We start from the raw sequence: 19,645 nt of genomic DNA, 5'->3' as shown, positions 1-19,645 counted from the left end.
CCTTTTTCCATTTGGGGATTACATTATCATTAACCGAGTACCAAATCTTTCAACCTGTCTCTCCACGTTAGGCTTCCCTAACGGTATTGACCCGCGCCTGTGCCCAACCTGGCAGTGTAATGGACGAGTGAATGGGTATTCAACGCTGCGGCCAGGATTGTTCCTGACATGGACAGCAGCTTTTGGTAAAAATGCTGCGTTGGCTACATCATAAAGTCCAACGATTTCCATTTTTACACCAGTACCGGCTCTTTGGAAGTATCGGCTTTCGCTTTCAAAAGCTCTTTGCCTGCAATTCCTGGGTGCGTCATTTCAAAAGGGTTAAGAATTGTGTTCAACTCGGATTCTGTCAGCGCCTTCCTTTCAAGAACAATCTCCCTGACTGGCCTGTTCGTTAAAATTGCTTCGCTGGCGATGGAAGCCGCCGCCTCATAGCCGATATACGGGTTGATGGCAGTGATAACACCCACACTATTATTCACATAGTCTTCCATTCTTTCCTCGTTGGCGGTGATGCCTTTCAAGCAATATTCACGGAAGACGCTCAAAACATTTTTCATAATTTTGATAGATTGAAGAAGGTTGAAGATAATCACAGGTTCCATAACATTTAGTTCGAATTGGCCCGCTTCGGATGCCATGCTGATGGTCAAATCGTTTCCGGCTACCTGGAATGCGCTTTGGTTCAAGACCTCGGCCATGACAGGGTTTACTTTTCCCGGCATAATCGATGACCCTGGCTGGCGCGCAGGGAGGTTGATTTCCCCAAGTCCGCACCGAGGGCCGGAAGCCATCATCCTTAAATCATTGGCAACCTTTGACATATTGAGCATACAAATCTTTAAAGCTCCTGAGACTTCAATATAGCAATCTGTATTTTGGGTGCCATCAACAAGGTTTTCAGCTCCCTGAAGTGGGAAACCAGTGAACTCCGCCAAATAGCTGACAGCCTTTTGAATATAACCCGGGTCCGCATTCAACCCTGTTCCGACAGCAGTCGCGCCCATGTTTACTTCGTAAAGGTGTTCCCTCGTGGCGTTAATTCGCTTAATATCCCGTTTCAGAACCCGCGCATATGCTTCGAATTCCTGGCCAAGGCGGATTGGCACGGCATCTTGAAGATGGGTGCGGCCCATTTTTATAACCCCGTCGAATTCCTTTGCCTTATTCATGAATTCATCGTATAGGCCGTCCATTTCTTTTAAAAGGCCTTCAAGTCCACTTAGTGTGGATAGGTGAATTGCGGTCGGAAATGCGTCATTCGTCGATTGGGCCATATTGACATGGGTATTCGGGCTTATGATCTTATAGTTGCCTTTCTCTTCGCCAAGCAGTTCAAGGGCGCGGTTGGCAATTACTTCATTGGCATTCATATTGATGGATGTACCGGCCCCACCCTGGATTGGATCCACGATGAATTCCTCATGAAGGCTGCCGGCAAGAATTTCATCCGCCGCATCTGCTATTGCAAGTGCAATCTTTCGATCAAGCTGGCCGATGTCGGCATTTGCCAGTGCGGCTGCTTTTTTGACAACGGCGATTGCGTTGATTAGCTTTTCATCAATCCGGTAGCCTGTGATTGGGAAGTTTTCAATTGCCCGAAGTGTTTGAACACCGTAGTATGCCTCTTTTGGAACAGCCTTCTCACCAAGAAAATCCTTCTCAATACGAAAATCAATTAGGTCTGCCATTTTCATTCATCTCCTATTTTTCAATACATGCACAGCCGCCCAAATAGGACGGCTGTTTTGTTCCTATAGCAAAATTGTACTTAGCAATATTCCAATTCCAACTGCCAAAATGGTTGCCACCAAGCCTGGAACCATAAAGCTGTGGTTTAGGACGTATTTGCCAATCCGGGTTGTACCCGTCCTGTCAAAGTTGATCGCAGCAACGACAGTAGGATAGTTCGGGATAAAGAAGTAGCCGTTGACAGCAGGGAACATCGCAATCAGCAAGGCTGGATTTATGCCTAAGGTTATCCCAAGCGGCATAAGAGTCCGAACCGTGGCCGCCTGGCTGTAAAGCAGGATGGACAATGCGAAAAGCGCGATAGCGAACAACCATGGAGCGGCTGTCACCAAATCAGAAATGGAGCTAGAGATCATTGCCATATTACCCTGGAAGAAAGTATCCCCCATCCAGGCGATTCCGAAAATCGCCACTACGGCTGCCGCTCCCGCTTTAAACACACTTCCGGAAACGATATCATCAACTTTCGGTTTGCATAAAATTAGAATCAGTGCTGCCGCAGTCATCATGACAATTTCAATGGAGGCCGGCATTCCCATTCGTGTGAACACGCCTTCAATATCCCAGCCCGGACGGAGTTCCTCGAAAGATCCGAGAAGTACAACCGAAACGGCTGCCATCAGGAACAGGGCGACGGAAAGTTTTGCTCCCTTTGTCGGGACAAATGCTTTTTTGTCCTTTTTAATTGGAGCAAGACCTGCTTCGAGGCGCTGTAAATATTCCGGGTCGTTTGGAAGCTCTTTGCCTGTTTTGCTGGCGATGAACGCCGCGACCATACAGGCAATGAAAGTGGACGGAATACAGATTAGCAATATATCGAGTAGTTGAATTTTAAAATCAGTCAGGAGCGCAAGCAAGGCCACAGTGGCGGCGGAGATAGGGCTTGCTGTAATAGCCTGCTGGGAGGCAATGACAGCGATTGACATCGGCCGTTCGGGACGGATGCCGGATTCACGCGAAACCTCCGCTATGACAGGAAGTACGGAATATGCCACGTGCCCAGTTCCGGCACAAAGGGTAAAAATGTATGTTACGATTGGAGCGATAAAGGTAATTTGTTTCGGATTTTTCCGTAATGCCTTCTCAGCTAAATAAACAAGGTATTCCATTCCTCCCGCGGCCTGAAGAGCTCCCGCGGCGGTGATAACAGCCAGGATCATCAGCATGACATCTATCGGCGCGGATGTAGGCTGGAGGCCGAAACCGAATACAAGGATTGCCAGGCCGACTCCGCCCATAACCCCGAGTCCAACCCCGCCCAACCTTGCACCGATAAAAATACAAGCCAAGACTACTAAAAATTCTATCCAGAACATGAAAAATTCCCTCCTTGCAACAAAGTAGTTAAAACCATTGTCTATATCGATTACTCCGAATGTTCGGTTTGTGGCCTAAACCACTGGAATCTTATAAGTGGCCTCCTTTATGTGTGGTTTTTCACATTTGAATTAAGATGTATAATGAAAGCGATATCTTGTGGGAAATGAAGCAGCACATATAAGTAAGAAGTGCCTCCTACCCACAGGTTGAACATAAACCAAAGACTACAGAAAACTACAGAAACCGACAGATGTAAGGAATAAGTTAATACAATTGCCATACTTTTCTATTTAATGAGGAATTGTTAAACAAATTCTGAAGGGATTACATAGATGAAAAGAGCTGGAACCATGGGGAAAATAAAGGATACATTGTTGATATACATACTGATGGCAGCGGTCGTCCCAATCGCGGGTGAACTAAAATTTTTTCCTTTCCTTGGGGATTTGCGTGTAAGCCTGGGAACACCCTCATTTTTCTTCATTCTTTTGTGGTTCCGGCAATCACGGCCCATACTAGCCGGATTGGTAACAGGGATTTCGGTCGTTGCTTTCCGAATAGGACTGGAAACGTTGGAACCCGGCAATTTCATGCTCGAAGGGGCACTAAAGCTTCATTTCCCGGTTTTCTTCTACTATTTGGCATTCGCTATTCTTTTTCATATTTTCAAAGTTAAAAAACATCATGATAATCCGATATACATTGGGCTTTTTGGAGTTGGGGCGGAAATTATCTCCACCTTGGCCGAGCTGTTTTTCAGGTCTTTTTTCAGCCACACCGCCCTTACAGCCAAATCATTCATGATCATTGTTGTCATAGCTTTCATAAGGAGCTTTTTTGTGCTTGGATTTTACAATATTTTCATTATCAGGGAGGCAAGGCTATCCGAAGAACAACAGCGGAAACGAAGTGAGGAAATTCTCATGATGGTGTCCACCCTGTTTGTTGAAAGGATTCAGCTGAATAAAACGATGAAAAATGCCGAACAGTTAACAGCCGAGTGCTACGCATTGTATCGGTCCCTGAAAGAAGAAGCTAACCAAGAATCCGCTGCCGGAAGGGCTCTTGGCATAGCGGGCAGGATGCACGAAATAAAAAAAGATAGCCAGCGAATTTATGCTGGATTAACAAGGTTAATGGATCATAAAAATCTTAAAGATTTCATGGACATTGGGGAAATCCTGAATGTATCGATTACTGCCAATGGACGGTATGGGGAATCGCTGGGAAAAACAATCCAATACAAGGTGAAAACGGAAGGCGACCATCCTGATTATCACGCAATCATCATTCTTTCCTTCTTGAACAACCTCATTTCCAATGCCGTTGAAGCCATTCCGTCAACCGGGAAGATTTTTGTCGGCGTAAAAAAAGCCGATGGGCAACTGTTTATCGAAGTCCGCGATACAGGCCCCGGCATACCCGAAAAATCCAGGAAATTAATTTTTGAGCCCGGCTTTACGACAAAGTTCAATGAATCAGGATTGGCCTCCAATGGAATCGGCTTAGCTTTTGTTAAAGATACCGTTGAGCACATGGGCGGCAAAATCAGGCTCATGGACAGAAACGAAAACGATGAATATAAAACTAGTTTCCAAATCAGCCTGCCAGTAAGGGAACTGACAAAAAGGGGATGAGCGTGTTGAGATTTTTCATAGTGGATGATTCTGCCTACATCCGTGCCATGCTGGCAAACATAATTGAAGACCATAATTTGGGGGAAGTGGCCGGAGAAGCGGAAGATGGTTCGGAAGTGTACGCCGATATTCTGGCCAGGAAAAAAATCGACATTCTCTTAGTTGATCTCCTAATGCCTAATCGTGATGGGATTGAAACAGTAAGGGAACTATCTGCCTCGTTCGCGGGGAAAATCGTCATGATTTCCCAGGTGGAGGCGAAAGAGCTGATTGGTGAAGCCTATTCCCTTGGGATTGACCATTATATAACGAAACCAATTAACCAGCTGGAGGTCGTCCATGTTTTAAAAAAGGTCAGTGGCAACCTTCTGCTCGAGAAATCACTGAAAAATATACATGAGTCGTTGAGTTTTCTGGGCATGCCAAAAGAGGGTGCCATCCCTCCGCAAAATGAGAAAAGTGCCTCAGATTCAATCGTCGCTGCCGGCAAAAACGTTTTGCTTGATCTTGGAATTTATAGTGAAAGCGGCGGGAAGGACTTGCTTGATATGGTAAGTATCCTTTATACCTTTGAGAGGGAAGGGAACAAAGAAATGCCGCCGCTAAAAGAACTGTTTACCCAGGTTATGGCCAAAAGGCTGGGGAGCCATGCATCAGCCGAAGAACTGGGGAAAGAAGCCAGGGCTAGTGAGCAAAGGGTCAGGAGGGCAATCCACCAGGCACTTGACCATATTGCCTCACTTGGGCTGACCGATTATAGCAATCCAAAGTTCGAGAAGTATGCGACAACACTTTTCGATTACACGAATGTACGAATCAGAATGCTTGAACTTGAGAACAAAACGCCAGGAACGTATTCAAACACAAGAATCAATATCAAAAAGTTTGTGCAGGTCCTGTACAACGAAGCGCTTGAAAAAATGAACTAGAGGCTTGGCCTACCCCGGAAACGGACGGAGGCCGGGCCTTTCTGCTTACCTAATTGTCCCATTCTACCTCGGTCTGAAGTCTTAGGAAAAAATCAATCCACAGCTTCATACGTTATAAAGGTAATTTAATTACCATAAAGAGGACAATGTTCCAAAGTGTTCCTTTGGGCAATAAAAGGATGGGAGAATCAAAACATGAAAAAAGTGATTCAATTTAGTATGAAAAACGCGGTTGCGCTGTTTTTAATGATGGCGCTGATTCTAGCTGGGGGAATCTTTTCCCTAAAAGAAATCAATATCGAAAAATACCCGAATGTCGACATTCCGTATTTGACGGTGGTCATTCCGTACCCGGGAGCCTCTCCCGAGCAGGCAATGAATGAAATTGGCGAACCTGTTGAACGGGAACTGATGAATATTGAGGGTGTCAAGAATGTATATACCGATGGGGTTGCCAATGCAATTTATGCAACAATGGAATTCGATATGTCCATCGATATGGATGATGCTGAACAGATGGCTAAAGCTGCTGTTGGTAAAATTGCCCTACCGGAAAATGCGAAAAATCCGGAATACATTTTGCAGGGGCCCGATCCTGACCCAGCCGTCTATACAATTGGAGCATATGCTGGGAAAAGTGGCGCTGAAGTCCAGAAGTTTGTAAAGGAGAAACTTGTCCCAAGGCTTGAAATGATTGAAGGAGTCAGCAAGGTGGATGTCGGCGGCATTGCGGACAAAACCGTCAATATACGCCTGATTCCTGAAGAAATGAATAAACGCGGCATTACGCTTGACCAGGTAAAAGCAGCGATTGCCGCAAACAATATGACCATCCCGACCGGAGATGTAAAGCTTTCAGGCCAAACGCTGCCGGTCAGGGTCGGCAAGGAACTGCAGTCTCTTGAAGACGTTGAGGGAGTCACCTTGTTTGCACAGGGAGTGCAATCGATTGAACAGATTAAACTTAAGGATATTGCCGATATTACATTTGAAAGTGAAAATAAGAGCGACTTTACACGCATCAATGGGAAGGAAGGCGTCCGAATAGGAATCATTGCCCAAGGGGGAGCCAATGTTGTATCAATCGTCGATAAGGCCAAGGAAGAAATCAAAAATGCAGATCTTCCAGCCGGCGTGAACATTGAAGTCCTGAGGGACCAGTCGATTGAAATCAAGGATTCTGTATACGCCATGCTCCGTGAAGCATTGCTTGGTTCTTTGATGGCTGTCATCGTGACCTTCCTATTTCTAAGGAATATGAGATCGACTCTTATTGCCATCATTTCGATTCCGTTGTCTATTTTCGCATCATTTACCGTATTGAACATGCTTGGCTATACACTTAACATTATGACGCTCGCTGGAATTGCCGTTGCAGTCGGCCGGGTTGTCGATGATTCAATTGTTGTCATTGAAAATGTATTCAGAAGGGTCCGCGCCGCGAAAGAGCGCGATGAAAAGCTTGTCGAAGAAGCCACACGGGAAGTGGCGTCCGCCATCACCTCTTCAACGATCACAACAGTGGCTGTATTTTTACCAATGGCATTCGTGCCTGGAATCATCGGGAAATTCTTTGCGCCACTTGCCTGGACAATTGTAATTTCCCTTCTGTTCTCGCTTCTTGTCGCGGTTACAGTCGTCCCGCTAATGTCAAAATTGTTCCTTCTTAACCTATCACCGAAGGAACATAAAGAAGGAATCATTCAAAAAAGCTACCGTACATCGTTAAAATGGGTATTGAGCCACCGCGCTTTGACTCTTGGAGTATCCATTATGCTGCTTGCCGGAACGGTCGCTCTCATTGCCCCAAAACTCGGCACGACGTTTTTGCCGCAGGAACGGGTCAGCAATTATGACGTGAGATTGACAATGGACAAAGGCACATCGCCTGAAAAAACGAGCGAAGCTGCCAGTGTCGTCGAAGATATTTTATTGGAAAAAGAAGAAGTCAAACTTGTCAGCACGAGCGTGAATGGCCAATTCGGAAGTGCTTCAATCAGCTTCGAGATAAAGGATTCCGTCAAGGATGCTGATGGCTTCATAAAAGATTTGCGCGGCCAGTTTGGAAAGCTGAATGTTGCGAAGGAAATTTCTGTTACAGGAGTTGGTGATTTTGCCGGAGGAGCGCAGTCCCAATATGTCCTAGTCGTGAAAGGTTCGGATTTTGAAGATATCAAGTCCGCCAGCAAAGACATTGTGAACGAACTGAAAGGGATTGATGGCATGGCGGATGTCCAGTCCTCGCTTGAAGGGGATGAGCCTGAAATCCAAATTGATTTAAACGAGCAGAAGCTTGCGGAAAACGGGTTGATGCCTGCAATGGTTGGAAAAAGCCTCCGCGAGCTGATTAATGGAGACGTTGTCACAAGCATGTCCGTTGAGGAAAACAAAACAGATGTGAAGCTTGGCCTGAAAATGGATTCGATTGCCTCGCTCGATGAGCTTGGAGAGCAGCAAATAACAAACATGATGGGCATGCCAGTAAAACTGAAGGACATTGGAATACTGAAACGCGGGAAAAACCGGACTGTCATTACCCACCTGAACCAGAATGAATACGTCATGGTTTTTGGACAAATCACCGATAGCAAAACCGGCGATGTCGCGAAAAAGGCCGACAAAGCGATTGCAGGTCTCGATTTGCCGAGTTCCGTTAATTATTATAAGGAAGGCGCATCGGCTGCAATGGAGGAAGGCTTTAAAAATATGGCGCTTGCCATCGCGGTCAGCATCTTGCTTGTTTACCTTGTGATGGTCATCGCGTTTGGGGAAGGGAAAGCGCCGTTTGTCATTTTGTTCTCGATTCCATTCTCGCTGATTGGCGCGCTTCTGGGACTATACATTGTCAATGAGCCGATTGGGATGCCGGCGCTGATCGGGCTTCTGATGCTGAATGGGATTGTTGTCACGAATGCAATCGTTCTCGTCGATAAAGTGAAGCAATTCGAAAAACAAGGGTTTGCGGCCAGAGAGGCATTACTTGAAGCCGGGGTCATCCGGATCAGGCCGATTCTCATGACAGCAATTGCGACAGTTGGCGCCCTAATTCCAATGGCAGTATCCAGCCATGCGGGTATCGTCTCTTCTTCGATGGCAGTCGTGGTCATCGGCGGTCTTGCGACTTCCACCCTCCTGACGCTATTCATTGTGCCGGTCATGTATAGCCTTTTCAATCCGAGGAAGAAGGCGGCGGAATCGGCTCTTGAAAGCGAAAAGGATGCCAAGGATAAGTCATTAAAAGGCGTCATCATCACAACAAAACCGGTTTGATTTTCATAGGGAAACATTGGGTTTTGCTAAGGCCCACTTGGAAAGCGTGTGCCAGAAGCGAAAATCAACAAAAATCAGAATAGTAAAAAATAACAAGAGTAAAATCCGTGAATTTGTTTAGGAAGTATGATATAAAGGTAAAGAATAAAAAAATACACGTTTCTTGGAGGAGCCTGTCACCAAGGGGAGGAGTCTGCCCTTGGTGGCAGGCTCTTTTTGTATTTTTTTAAAAAAATGAAAGGGTGGGAAAGAGTGTTAATACTTCAACTCGCAATTATCTTGATTGCTTCAAAAGTGGCTGGCAGCATCAGCGTCCGGCTTGGGCAGCCATCGGTACTCGGGAAGCTGCTGATTGGCATCATCCTTGGCCCATCCGTCCTTGGCCTTGTAAATGAAACGGTAACGCTTGCCCAATTAAGCCAACTCGGTGTAATCCTGCTTATGTTTATCGCGGGCCTGGAAACGGATATTGATGACTTCAAGCAATCCGGCAAAGCAGCTTCCTTTGTCGGGCTGGGCGGAATCATTATGCCGCTTGTCGGGGGCTATTTCGTCGGGGGGATGTTCGGTCTTTCAACAATCGAATCCTGGTTCCTTGGCCTGTTGCTATCTGCAACGAGCGTAAGCATCTCAGTCCAGGCGTTGAAGGAGCTGAACCAGCTTCAATCCCGTGAAGGGACGGCAATCATGGGGGCGGCCGTCATTGATGACGTCGTCGTGATTATCGCGCTCGCTTTCCTTATGAGCTTTGCGGGCGGGGATGTGAACCTAACCGCAGTCATCCTCAAGAAAATCGCTTTCTTTGCCGGCGCAATCCTCGTCGGATGGAAGGCAGTCCCATGGTTCCTTGAGAAATTCGGGCGGCTAAAGGTGACGGAAACAGTCATTTCATCGGCATTGATCATTTGTTTTGTATTTGCATACTTTGCGGAATATACCGGGGTTGCCGCCATTATCGGGGCCTATATCGCGGGTGTTGCCATCAGTGCAACGAAGTTTAAGGAAGAGGTATTCGAAAAAGTCGAAACGATCAGTTATTCCATCTTTGTACCAGTGTTTTTCACCTCGATTGGCATCTCGGCACATTTCAACGGCATTGCGGATAACCTGAACCTTATCGTAATCCTGACGGTCCTGGCAATTTTAACGAAATTGGTCGGGGCAGCACTTGGCGCAAAACTATCAGGTTTTGGCTGGAACAGCGCAATGGGCATAGGTTCGGCAATGGTTTCAAGGGGTGAGGTGGCGCTGATCATCGCGGCAATCGGGCTTGAGACAAATATGCTGACACAGGACATGTTTGCTGTTCTTGTTGTTGTAATCCTTGTCACTACAATCGTAACTCCGCCGATGATGAAAGTATTCTTCAACCGCGGATCCAAGAGTTTGGAACCAGTTCAGCCAAATTAAAAGAAGCGTAGAACGCAGCCATACTTACACATGCTAAAAAAAGCGCCTGCCGGCTTTAAGCTGGCAGGCTTCTTCACTATTAAACTTCTTCAGTTATCGGGATGCCATCTTTGTCCTTGAAGCTGCCAATCAAAATCAAAATCAGGTCAATCAATACCCAGATCCCGAAGCCGCCGAATGTCAATAATTGCAGGATTCCAGTACCTATTTTACCGACATAGAAACGATGGGCCCCAAGCCCTCCTAGAAAGATGCAAAGCAAAAGCGCAACAATTCTCCGTTGGTTCATCGTCTATTACCCCCATTTTTAAAAGCAAAGATTAAAAGCAACGATTAAAAGCTATCAGCTTGAGCGCCAGGAACAGCGCTTATGCTAATTAGCGTTTCCAAATGTTTCATCACCATTCGATTGCATCCCCCAAAACCATTCTCCGGATGTTTTTTAACGAAGGTCAACCAGCACCCCCTTCGCCGCTTGCCTGCCGCTGAATAGGCAGCCGCCGAGGAAAGTACCCTCGAGCGAACGGTATCCATGGACACCGCCCCCGCCAAAACCCGCGACTTCACCAGCGGCGTAAAGGCCTTGGACAGGTTTGCCTCCCATATCAAGCACGCGCCCCGCCAAGTCAGTCTGCAGCCCGCCAAGTGTCTTGCGGCTGACAATATTTAGACGGACGGCGATAAGCGGTCCATTCTTCGGATCAAGCAGCTTGTGAGGCTTGGCGACCCGAATCAGTTTATCTCCAATATAATTTCGCGCCCCTCTCAAAGCTGTAATCTGCAGATCCTTTGTGAACGTGTTGTCCATCTCCCGGTCGCGGGCCACAATCTGTCTCTCAATTTCCTTGAGATTAATCAGGTTATCACCAGCCAGCCTGTTCATCCCATCCACCAGGGCCCCCAGATTATCGGCAATCACAAAATCCTCACCCTTATCCATAAATGCCTTTACGGGTGCTGTCGGGCCGGGAAGAATCCTTGCTAAAACCTGCCGGATGCTTTTTCCGGTCAAATCGGGATTTTGTTCCGAACCGGAAAGCGCGAATTCTTTTTCAATGATGGCTTGGGTTAAAATGAACCAGGAATAATCATATCCCGTTTTCGTAATCGCATCGAGTGTTCCGAGCGTATCGAAGCCGGGAAAGTTCGGTGCGGGGAAGCGCCTCCCTTTCGCGTCCAGCCAAAGGGAGGAAGGGCCCGGTAAAATGCGGATGCCATGGTTTGGCCAGACAGGATTCCAATTTTTAATGCCTTCGGTGTAATGCCACATCCGGTCACGGTTTACGATCCTCCCGCCAGCCTTTTCCGCAATCGAAAGCATCCTTCCGTCAACATGCGCCGGAACCCCGGAGAGCATCCTTTTCGGCGGGGCTCCTAGGCGCGAGGGCCAATTATTCCTGATCAATTCATGATTACCGCCAATTCCCCCGCTTGTCACCAGTACGGCGGGAGCCTTGAATTCAAATTCGCCTACAGCCTCACGGGAACTGGCTTCGCCACGCGTGGCATTGCTTGGGACGAGGATTTCGCCTGAGACCCCGGCGATGGTACGGTTGTTCGATAGAAACCTACTGACACGGTGGCGCGGCCGGTAGTCAACAAACCCTTCCGCGATCCCTTTTCTCATCCGTTCTTCAAATGGTTTTACGAGCCCGGGGCCTGTTCCCCAGACAATATGGAATCGCGGGACAGAATTTCCGTGGCCCTCGGCCAGGTAACCTCCTCGCTCCGCCCAACCGACGACAGGGAAAAAACGAATACCCAGATTGTAAAGCCAATCCCGCTTTTCGCCGGCCGCCCAATCGACATAGGCTTCCGCCCACTTTTTTCCCCAGTAATCTTCGTCGTCTTCCCGGTCGAATCCCGCGGCCCCGAGCCAATCCTGCCAAGCCAGTTCCTTTGAATCCTTGATTCCAAGCCTTCTTTGCTCAGGAGAGTCGACAAGGAACAAGCCTCCAAAAGACCACCAAGCCTGTCCGCCAAGAGAGGCTTCGGGCTCCTGGTCCAATAGAAGAACTTTTTTTCCGGCGGCTGCGATTTCCGATGCTGCAACGAGTCCGGCAAGTCCGGCGCCAACGACAATAACGTCATATTCCATTTTTTCTCCCCCAATAGTATTCCGTGGTACAGCGTTTTAGTTCTATAAAGAGTTCTTTGGAAACAGCTTTTTTCCTGCCTGCGAAGTAAAAATCCGTCCAATGTTTAAAAGAAAAAAAAGGGCTTTGACAATATCTTAAATTGTCACAGCCCTGAACATCGACTTTTCCTTATACATTTCTTTATCGGCAAGCTCAATGATATCCTCTGCGGTCATCGGATTTCCTGGAGTAAAGTGATAAAGGCCATAGCTGGCCGATAGCTGGAAATCTTTTTGCATCGTTGCGTTCAGGATTTCAAATTCGATCGTAATCGCCTTCCATGTTTTCCGGGCGTCATCCGGTGTTTTCTTGTTAAAGATAACGACAAATTCATCACCGCCAAGCCTAAAGAAAATATCATCAGCGCTGATTTGGCTGGATATGACCGAACAAATCAATTTAATCATTTCATCGCCTACATTGTGCCCATATTTGTCATTGACTGACTTTAAATTATTAATATCAATGAAGCAAAGTGTAAACTCGTGCCCTTGCGGGGAAAGCGCTTGCTGTTCTAGGATTTCGATCCCGCGGCGACGGTTCATGATTCCGGTCAGCATATCGATCGTAGCATGGCGATGAAGCTCTTCTTCCTTCTTTTTAAAACTCGTAATATCTGAAACCGCAATTAATACGCACGATTCCTCCATATAATCGACCGGTTCGAAATTAAGCATCGTCCATTTTGGGGAACCATTGGAATCCCTGTATTCAAGCATATAGTTTTGGATGCTTCCGCTATGATTGATTTTTTCAAGGATTTCCTGTTTTTGTTCCAATGCAGGGAAAATGAAATCGGCATTCAATTCATCTAAAGGTCTAGTTCCTGTTTGATAAAATTCCGTTGCCTGCCTGTTCATCAGGATAATTTTATTTTCCTCGAGATTTGCCAAAAGCAACGGAGATGGATTCATGCTAAACAGTCTTTTGAAACTCTTTTCTTTACTTTTCAGTTTTTCTTCCTTGATAAAGATTTGCTTTTGGAACATATAAAAGCTGTAGCAAATCAGCAAAGATACGGCCGCAGCCCCTGAAGAATTGATTTGCCTGGCCAGCATGGTAAAGTAGTTTTCAGTTACCATAGATAATCCCGCTAAGAAGAGGGCGTGCACGCATACGAGCATGATTGAAAAATGGAGCGGCCTAAGAGGGAATGCCGCAGCCGCCGAAATCATGACGATGACATACGCGGCAATCGTCCCAGTCAGCATCTGGCTGTTAAGGGAAGCCGCCGCGCCGGCAGCGAGATAAAATGCGATGTAAGCATAGTTGATAATTCGCTTATTAATGAAATCCGGTTTTTTTCTTATGTATAAAAAAATCACCGAGGCGAAAAAGCACACGGAGTGGAGAATGAATAAATTCATCCTGTATACTATGCTGCCAAGATCCCGTAACAGAAAAAAATCAAAGGCAAACATGATAGGGTAGGAAGCAGCCAAAAGAAGGGAAACTAATTTAATCCGCTCAAAGATGAGGCCATCGACATAGAGGTGGAAATTGCGGCTGGCGTTCCGGTCCTTAAAGGCTGGTTTTAACAGGTTGGCAAGTGGCCTCATGGGCATCGTTCCTTTATCTATAGCTAACATTATTTTACCATACTTTTAAGTAATACCAATAAAAACCAACAGATTTTCTTTTAATTTATAATATAAAATATTCCTCTTGATAAAGTGGACAACGTGAAGGCCCCTCCCGTTCGGAAGGGGCCTGTATTGTTCCGGAATGTTATGGCTTGAGGACTATCTTCACTGCATTATCTTCATGGTCATTAAATATTTGATATGCTTTTGCTGCATCATCAAGCGGGAGGCGGTGTGAGATAATTTCAGTCGGGTCGAATTGACCGCTGACGATTTTATCAAAGAGAAGCGGCATGTAATGGACCACCGGCGCCTGTCCCATTTTTAGCGTCAGATTCCGTTCCCATATATGCCCGAGCGGGAACGCGTTGAACAGGGCCGAATATATTCCCGTCATTTGGATGGTGCCAAATTTTCTTACCGCATTCATCGCAATTTCAATCGCGCTTAGCGTTCCTCCCTGGAGATGCAGCTTTTGGCCAATTTTCTCAAGGGCCGACTTTTTGCCGTCGATTCCGACACAGTCGATGACAACCTCTGCTCCTCCGTTTGTCAGTTCACGCAGGAATTTCCCTGTATCATCATGATCTTCGAAATTGCAGATTTCCACATTGTTCATTTGTTTCGCCTTAAGCAGCCTGTATGGCAGATGGTCAACGGCGATGACACGTTTTGCCCCCTTCATCCAGGCAAACTTCTGGGTCATCAGCCCGACAGGACCGCAGCCAAGGACGATAACCGTATCCCCTGCTTTTACACCTGCGTTTTCCACACTCCAATAAGCTGTCGGGAGAACGTCCGACAGGAATAACACTGCTTCATCCTCAAGCTCGCACGATTCGGGAATGACAAATGGCATAAAGTTTCCATAAGGCACCCTTAAGTATTCAGCCTGTCCACCCGGATAATCTCCGTACCTTTCTGTAAATCCTAAGTATCCGGCAGTATCAAGAAGCGGGTTCGGGTTTGAGTTGTCACACTGGCTTTCCATTTCATGCTGACAAAAAAAGCATTCACCGCACGACACATTGAATGGGATGACAACGCGGTCGCCTTTTTTCACCTTTGTGACCTCAGGGCCGACTTCCTCGACAACCCCCATTGGTTCGTGTCCGATAACATAGCCGGGTCGAGTCGGGACAGCCCCAAGGTAGATGTGCAGGTCGGACCCGCAAATCGCGGTCGACGTAATCCTAACAATAATATCATCATTCTTTTCAATCTTCGGGTAGTCTACCTTTTTCACCTGAATATCCTTTGCGCCTTGGAATGTAACAGCTTTCATGTTCAACCTCCTAAGATGTAATTCATTACCCTATACCCGAGATTTAAGGCTATATGTTTCTTTTTTTTTTGGAAAAGAATGGCCCCCAAAATCAGGCTGGCATGCTTATAGTGCCTTGCTCCCGACTAAAAAGGACGGTTGCCGAAAAAGGTTCAATAGTCTGTATATTTCTTCCTGTAGGTATGGTAAAATTTCCGCGACACCATGAAAAGGATGTGCTTTAGTGAAAAAAGCAATCACAGTGATGGCGGCCCTTGTCCTTCTGTTCGCCTCGCTCCCATTGGCAAAGGCAGAGGACAAATGCTCCCAGTACGAAGGAATTGAAAAGGTATGGTGGAATGGCGCTGAGCTGAAACCTGGCCAGATTGGCAGGTTGACAGTCCTTTCCGATACCCTTTTATATAAATTGGATGGAGATAATAAGATTTACGCGCGGACGCTGAAAGCTGGTGAATTTTATAGAATATATGCCTTTAAGCCAGGGATGCTCAGTGTCGGTGGCGGATATTACGTGACCCGCGACAGCCGTGTAAAATATGAAACGCCAAGCAAAGCGAAGCTCGAGGCAGCAGCATGTGTGTATGCGCCGGTGCAAGCGGGGCAACTTACAAACCTGGGACCAACGATAAAAAATATCACAGCAATTACTGCAGCCACCGGATATGCGCCGGATGGGACCCCGCTCATGTACGTTATCATGCAGGGCCAGCCAGCCAAACTGATTGTCATGGACCTTTTGCAAAATAAGGTGGTCGATCAAAAAGCCCTCGGCACGTCTACAAGCGCTTGGGCGATTACAGTGGATGCAGCTCAAAACGCCTGGATTGGCGGGACGCCTAGCGAACATCTGTATCGGTACAATCCTGGGGCGAAAACGTTGGCGGATGTGGGGAAGGCGACGGCGAAAGGAACGTCAATCCACGACCTTGAGGCTTTACCTAATGGCACCATTTATGGAAGCGGGTCGCCGAACGGGAATGTGTTCCGCTACCAGCCGGGGAAGGGATTCACTGATTTGGGACAAGCCCTTCCTGATAAAAAACTGGCAAGGAGCCTGGCCTATAATGAAAAAACAAACACCCTGTTTGTCGGTGTCGGTGCTAAGGCTCAGCTGGCCGCCTGGAATTTGACAACGAACAAAAAACAGGCCATCCTCCATGCCGCCTACCAGGGTGAAACGTCTGTCTATGATTTGGATGAAGAAAACGGCTTCCTGTTTGCAAAGTTGGAGCCAAGCAAGAAAATACTTGTTTTTAATAGCTCAACGTATGCTTTCCTTGGGGAACTGCCTGCAAGCTCGCGGGGCGTATCACCCGTTTTAAGTAAGGAAAATGCGGTCTTTTTTACCCATCAATACACGCTGAAAAAATACAGCCTGGATTCGAAAAAAGTGACAGCCATTCCAGGAACAACGAAGGGGACAGAGGCGGTATCACTTGATGTTATTGATTTGCACAGCAACTCCTATCCGGGTGAATCGGTCGTTTCCTTGCTTGGGAACACGGGGACGTATATGATTTACAATCCAGCCACCGGACAGTCGAAAATCAACAACTTCAAATTGCCGCCGCAGCCGATCCCGATTTATTCAATTGTGAAAGGGCCAGATGGCCGCATTTACACAAACGGCTTTGTCTCCGGCCAGCTGAGCGCATACAATCCGCTGGATGGTTCGGTAAAATCATTGCTGAAGGTGGGACAGGCGGAGTCAATGGCACCGCTGAATGGCAAGCTCTATCTTGGGGTATACCCGGGTGCATCCCTTTATGAATACAACCCGGCTACCGATACACTCGGCGTTCCATCTCCGTTATTCTCGGTGGGAAACGGGCAGGACCGGATTGCCGCAATGGCGGTCGATTCGGCAACAAACACGATATTTATGGGAACCCACCCGAAGAACGGGGAAATTGGCGGAGCGTTCGTTGCCTATAATACGCGAACGAAAAGCAAAACAGTCCGGCGGAATATTGTCGCCAATCAAAGCGTTGTCTCACTCGCGGTAAGCGGAGGGTACGTTTACGGAGGGACTTCCATTTTCAGCAACAGCCCATCTGAAGGCACGTTTACAGCTAAGTTTTTCAGGCTGAAAACGGGCCAGCCAGGAAGCCAGCCGGAATTCATCGCACTTCCGCTGACGAAGCCGCGGATGATCCACGCCCTTGCGGCTGCGCCAAACGGTGTTATTTGGGGGCTATCGGATGGAAATTTATTCGCCTACGATCCCAGGACAAAAACAACGAAAACAATCTCCATCACCGCTACCACGAGCGGCCGATTCAAGAATGGCTCTCTTGTAATTGGCAAGGACGGGAATGTGTACGGAACCGTGGAGCAAAAGCTTTTCAAAGTCTTCCCGGCAACGATGACGAAGAAAATCTTGTTGGAAAAAGGCGCCGCCAATTTGGCCATGGATAACAATGGGGATTTGTATTTCAACAACAATACCGATCTCTGGATATATAAAACGATGTAAGAATAAAAGCATAATGCAGATGGATTATTTGTATATTAAGGCTTGCCTGGAGTGATTCGGGCAGGCATTTTTTGTGGGGTTTTCAGGGACCGGGCCGTCAGGTTGAATCCCAGGTCCTTTTTCCAACTTGGGGTATCTAGGTGCTTCCTCAGAAAGGACTATTCCTCATTTATATTCTAGGAGTTATCTCCTGATTTTCCTAATTACGGAACATTTACCCCTATTTAACAATTTCTTCATACGTAATTTTTATAATGAAACCGTATCTACCAACCAACAGGAGGGATTTGAATGAAAAATCCGTTGAAGAAAAAAGTGTTGGCATTCGCCGCCGTTACCGCCTTGGCCCTCGGTGCGCTGGGTATTGGTTTAACAGTTGGAGCGGATGGAACGTACAAGCACAACCATGGCAAGGTGAAAAATGTAATTTTTATGATCCCTGACGGATACTCAGCTTCCTATGCAACAAACTATCGCTGGTTCAAAGGAAAGGAAAGCCAGATGGACTCCATCCTTGTCGGGATGCACCGTACATACTCGGCCGATACCGAAGTGACGGACTCCGCGGCGGCCGGGACGGCGATGGCGACTGGCGTGAAAACGAACAATGGCATGATTAGCACATCTCCGGATGGCAAAAAGCTTACGACGATCCTTGAGGCGGCCGAAGCTGGTGGGAAGGCAACCGGTCTCGTTGCAACATCGACAATTACCCACGCCACCCCGGCTGTTTTTGCATCCCATGTTCCCAGCCGAGCGGATGAAGCATCAATTGCCCCGCAATTGCTCGAAAACGACGTTGATGTCCTGTTGGGCGGCGGAAAGAAGTACTTCCCCGACTCCCTAATTGATCAAGCGAAAAAGAAAGGCTACACATACATCAACAACAAGTCGGGACTGGCTAGTGCCTCGAAATTGAACAAGCTCATCGGCCTTTTCGCGGACGACGCACTTGCTCCTTCGCTAGACAGGGACGAAACGAACCAGCCATCCCTTGCTGAAATGACCGACGCGGCATTGAATGTCTTGAATAAAGATAAGGACGGATTCTTCCTGATGGTCGAAGGCAGCCAAATCGACTGGGCCGGCCATGACCATGACGCGGCATGGGCGATGAACGATGTAATGGCGTTTGAAGAAGCATTGGCCAAAGCTCTTGCTTTTGCGAAAAAAGACAAGCAAACCCTCGTTGTCGTCGCTGGTGACCATGACACAGGCGGCATGTCCGTCGGCGGTTACGGCGTCTACGATGCAAAGGTTGAAATCCTCCGCAATGTAACCGCGACCGGTGATTACATGGTCAGCAAGCTCGATGCAAACCGGAGCAATATTAAAGAAGTTGTAAAACAGTACACAAGCCTCGACCTGACAGATGCCGAGATTGAAAAAATCAAGAACGCATCAAAGCCGGATATGGCAATCAATGATATTATTTCCGAGCGCGCCCTCGTTGGCTGGACAAGCACCGCCCACACAGGGGTTGATGTACCGCTCTACGCATTCGGGCCAGGCTCCGATATGTTTAACGGCCTGCACCAGAATACGAATTTGCCTGTATTGATGGCAAAGGCAATGAAGATTAAGTTCACAGGAAAATAATAAGTTGGATCATCGCATCCGGTTTCGCTATTATTAGCCGAAACAGTTTTCGAAAAAGTACGTTGTAGGGAGGGTACCGCTTGGATAGGGCGGTGTCTTTTGGTGTTGGGGTGTGCGCTACGATTGATTAGGGGTAAATATCGTGAATACTGATAAACTGCCTTCGTTTGCTGATAAAGTGGTTACGTTTACTGATAAACTAGTTGCGTTTACCGATAAACGTGTGTTATTTGCTGATAAACAGCC

12 protein-coding genes are annotated in these 19,645 nt (G+C 47.2%); 6 read left to right on the top strand and 6 right to left on the bottom strand.

Annotated elements, in window-relative coordinates; genetic code table 11:
- Nucleotides 1-233: 233 nt before the first annotated feature.
- Together aspA and RB160_RS22020 are read right to left on the bottom strand one after the other, a co-directional pair.
- A complete protein-coding gene (aspA, locus tag RB160_RS22025) occupies nt 234-1,691 on the bottom strand; it encodes an aspartate ammonia-lyase (protein ID WP_316572581.1) in 1,458 nt (485 codons plus the stop codon).
- 63 nt (nt 1,692-1,754) lie between these two features.
- A complete protein-coding gene (locus RB160_RS22020) occupies nt 1,755-3,068 on the bottom strand; it encodes an anaerobic C4-dicarboxylate transporter family protein (protein WP_316572580.1) in 1,314 nt (437 codons plus the stop codon).
- Nucleotides 3,069-3,404: 336 nt separating this feature from the next.
- On the opposite strand from RB160_RS22020, the gene RB160_RS22015 reads away from it, so the two are divergent.
- The 4 genes from RB160_RS22015 (at nt 3,405) to RB160_RS22000 (ending at nt 10,318) form a co-directional block, all read left to right on the top strand.
- Nucleotides 3,405-4,709, top strand: coding sequence for an ATP-binding protein (locus RB160_RS22015; protein ID WP_316572579.1), 1,305 nt, complete (start codon nt 3,405-3,407; stop codon nt 4,707-4,709).
- A gap of 5 nt (nt 4,710-4,714) precedes the next feature.
- The gene (locus RB160_RS22010; protein ID WP_316572578.1) at nt 4,715-5,638 is read left to right on the top strand and encodes a response regulator; all 924 of its coding nucleotides are present in this window, start codon (nt 4,715-4,717) and stop codon (nt 5,636-5,638) included.
- 195 nt (nt 5,639-5,833) lie between these two features.
- Entirely contained in the window at nt 5,834-8,908 is a 3,075-nt protein-coding gene (locus RB160_RS22005) for an efflux RND transporter permease subunit (RefSeq protein ID WP_316572577.1), read from the top strand.
- A gap of 252 nt (nt 8,909-9,160) precedes the next feature.
- The gene (locus RB160_RS22000; RefSeq protein WP_316572576.1) at nt 9,161-10,318 is read left to right on the top strand and encodes a cation:proton antiporter; all 1,158 of its coding nucleotides are present in this window, start codon (nt 9,161-9,163) and stop codon (nt 10,316-10,318) included.
- Between the two features lie 79 nt (nt 10,319-10,397).
- Here the strand turns inward: RB160_RS22000 and RB160_RS21995 are convergent, their stop codons facing one another.
- The 4 genes from RB160_RS21995 to RB160_RS21980 form a co-directional block, all read right to left on the bottom strand.
- Nucleotides 10,398-10,607 (bottom strand): TM2 domain-containing protein, encoded by a 210-nt coding sequence (locus RB160_RS21995; protein WP_316572575.1) that lies wholly within the window; start codon nt 10,605-10,607, stop codon nt 10,398-10,400.
- Nucleotides 10,608-10,760: 153 nt separating this feature from the next.
- Nucleotides 10,761-12,416: an FAD-binding dehydrogenase gene (locus RB160_RS21990; protein ID WP_316572574.1), complete on the bottom strand. Its 1,656-nt coding sequence runs from the start codon at nt 12,414-12,416 to the stop codon at nt 10,761-10,763.
- Between the two features lie 135 nt (nt 12,417-12,551).
- Nucleotides 12,552-14,045 (bottom strand): sensor domain-containing diguanylate cyclase, encoded by a 1,494-nt coding sequence (locus RB160_RS21985; protein WP_316572573.1) that lies wholly within the window; start codon nt 14,043-14,045, stop codon nt 12,552-12,554.
- A 139-nt stretch (nt 14,046-14,184) separates the two neighbouring features.
- A complete protein-coding gene (locus tag RB160_RS21980) occupies nt 14,185-15,324 on the bottom strand; it encodes a zinc-dependent alcohol dehydrogenase (RefSeq protein ID WP_316572572.1) in 1,140 nt (379 codons plus the stop codon).
- A gap of 223 nt (nt 15,325-15,547) precedes the next feature.
- Between RB160_RS21980 and RB160_RS21975 the strand changes: the two genes are divergently transcribed.
- Complete coding sequence (locus RB160_RS21975; RefSeq protein ID WP_316572571.1) at nt 15,548-17,800, top strand: ligand-binding sensor domain-containing protein; 2,253 nt, start codon at nt 15,548-15,550, stop codon at nt 17,798-17,800.
- A 291-nt stretch (nt 17,801-18,091) separates the two neighbouring features.
- Complete coding sequence (locus RB160_RS21970; RefSeq protein WP_316572570.1) at nt 18,092-19,399, top strand: alkaline phosphatase; 1,308 nt, start codon at nt 18,092-18,094, stop codon at nt 19,397-19,399.
- Nucleotides 19,400-19,645: the final 246 nt, after the last annotated feature.

It is taken from the genome of Neobacillus sp. YIM B06451, assembly GCF_032667185.1.
Classification (GTDB): Bacteria; Bacillota; Bacilli; order Bacillales; family Cytobacillaceae; genus Bacillus_D.
The sequence above is the reverse complement of the archived record's forward strand: the minus strand, read 5'-3'. Positions and strand labels throughout refer to the sequence as shown.

Bases quoted from the DNA above. Each gene is read 5' to 3' on its own strand.
- aspA (WP_316572581.1), bottom strand. From the start codon at position 1,691: ATGGCAGACCTAATTGATTTTCGTATTGAGAAGGATTTTCTTGGTGAG.
- RB160_RS22020 (WP_316572580.1), bottom strand. From the start codon at position 3,068: ATGTTCTGGATAGAATTTTTAGTAGTCTTGGCTTGTATTTTTATCGGT.
- RB160_RS22015 (WP_316572579.1), top strand. From the start codon at position 3,405: ATGAAAAGAGCTGGAACCATGGGGAAAATAAAGGATACATTGTTGATA.
- RB160_RS22005 (WP_316572577.1), top strand. From the start codon at position 5,834: ATGAAAAAAGTGATTCAATTTAGTATGAAAAACGCGGTTGCGCTGTTT.
- RB160_RS21995 (WP_316572575.1), bottom strand. From the start codon at position 10,607: ATGAACCAACGGAGAATTGTTGCGCTTTTGCTTTGCATCTTTCTAGGA.
- RB160_RS21990 (WP_316572574.1), bottom strand. From the start codon at position 12,416: ATGGAATATGACGTTATTGTCGTTGGCGCCGGACTTGCCGGACTCGTT.
- RB160_RS21985 (WP_316572573.1), bottom strand. From the start codon at position 14,045: ATGTTAGCTATAGATAAAGGAACGATGCCCATGAGGCCACTTGCCAAC.
- RB160_RS21980 (WP_316572572.1), bottom strand. From the start codon at position 15,324: ATGAAAGCTGTTACATTCCAAGGCGCAAAGGATATTCAGGTGAAAAAG.
- RB160_RS21970 (WP_316572570.1), top strand. From the start codon at position 18,092: ATGAAAAATCCGTTGAAGAAAAAAGTGTTGGCATTCGCCGCCGTTACC.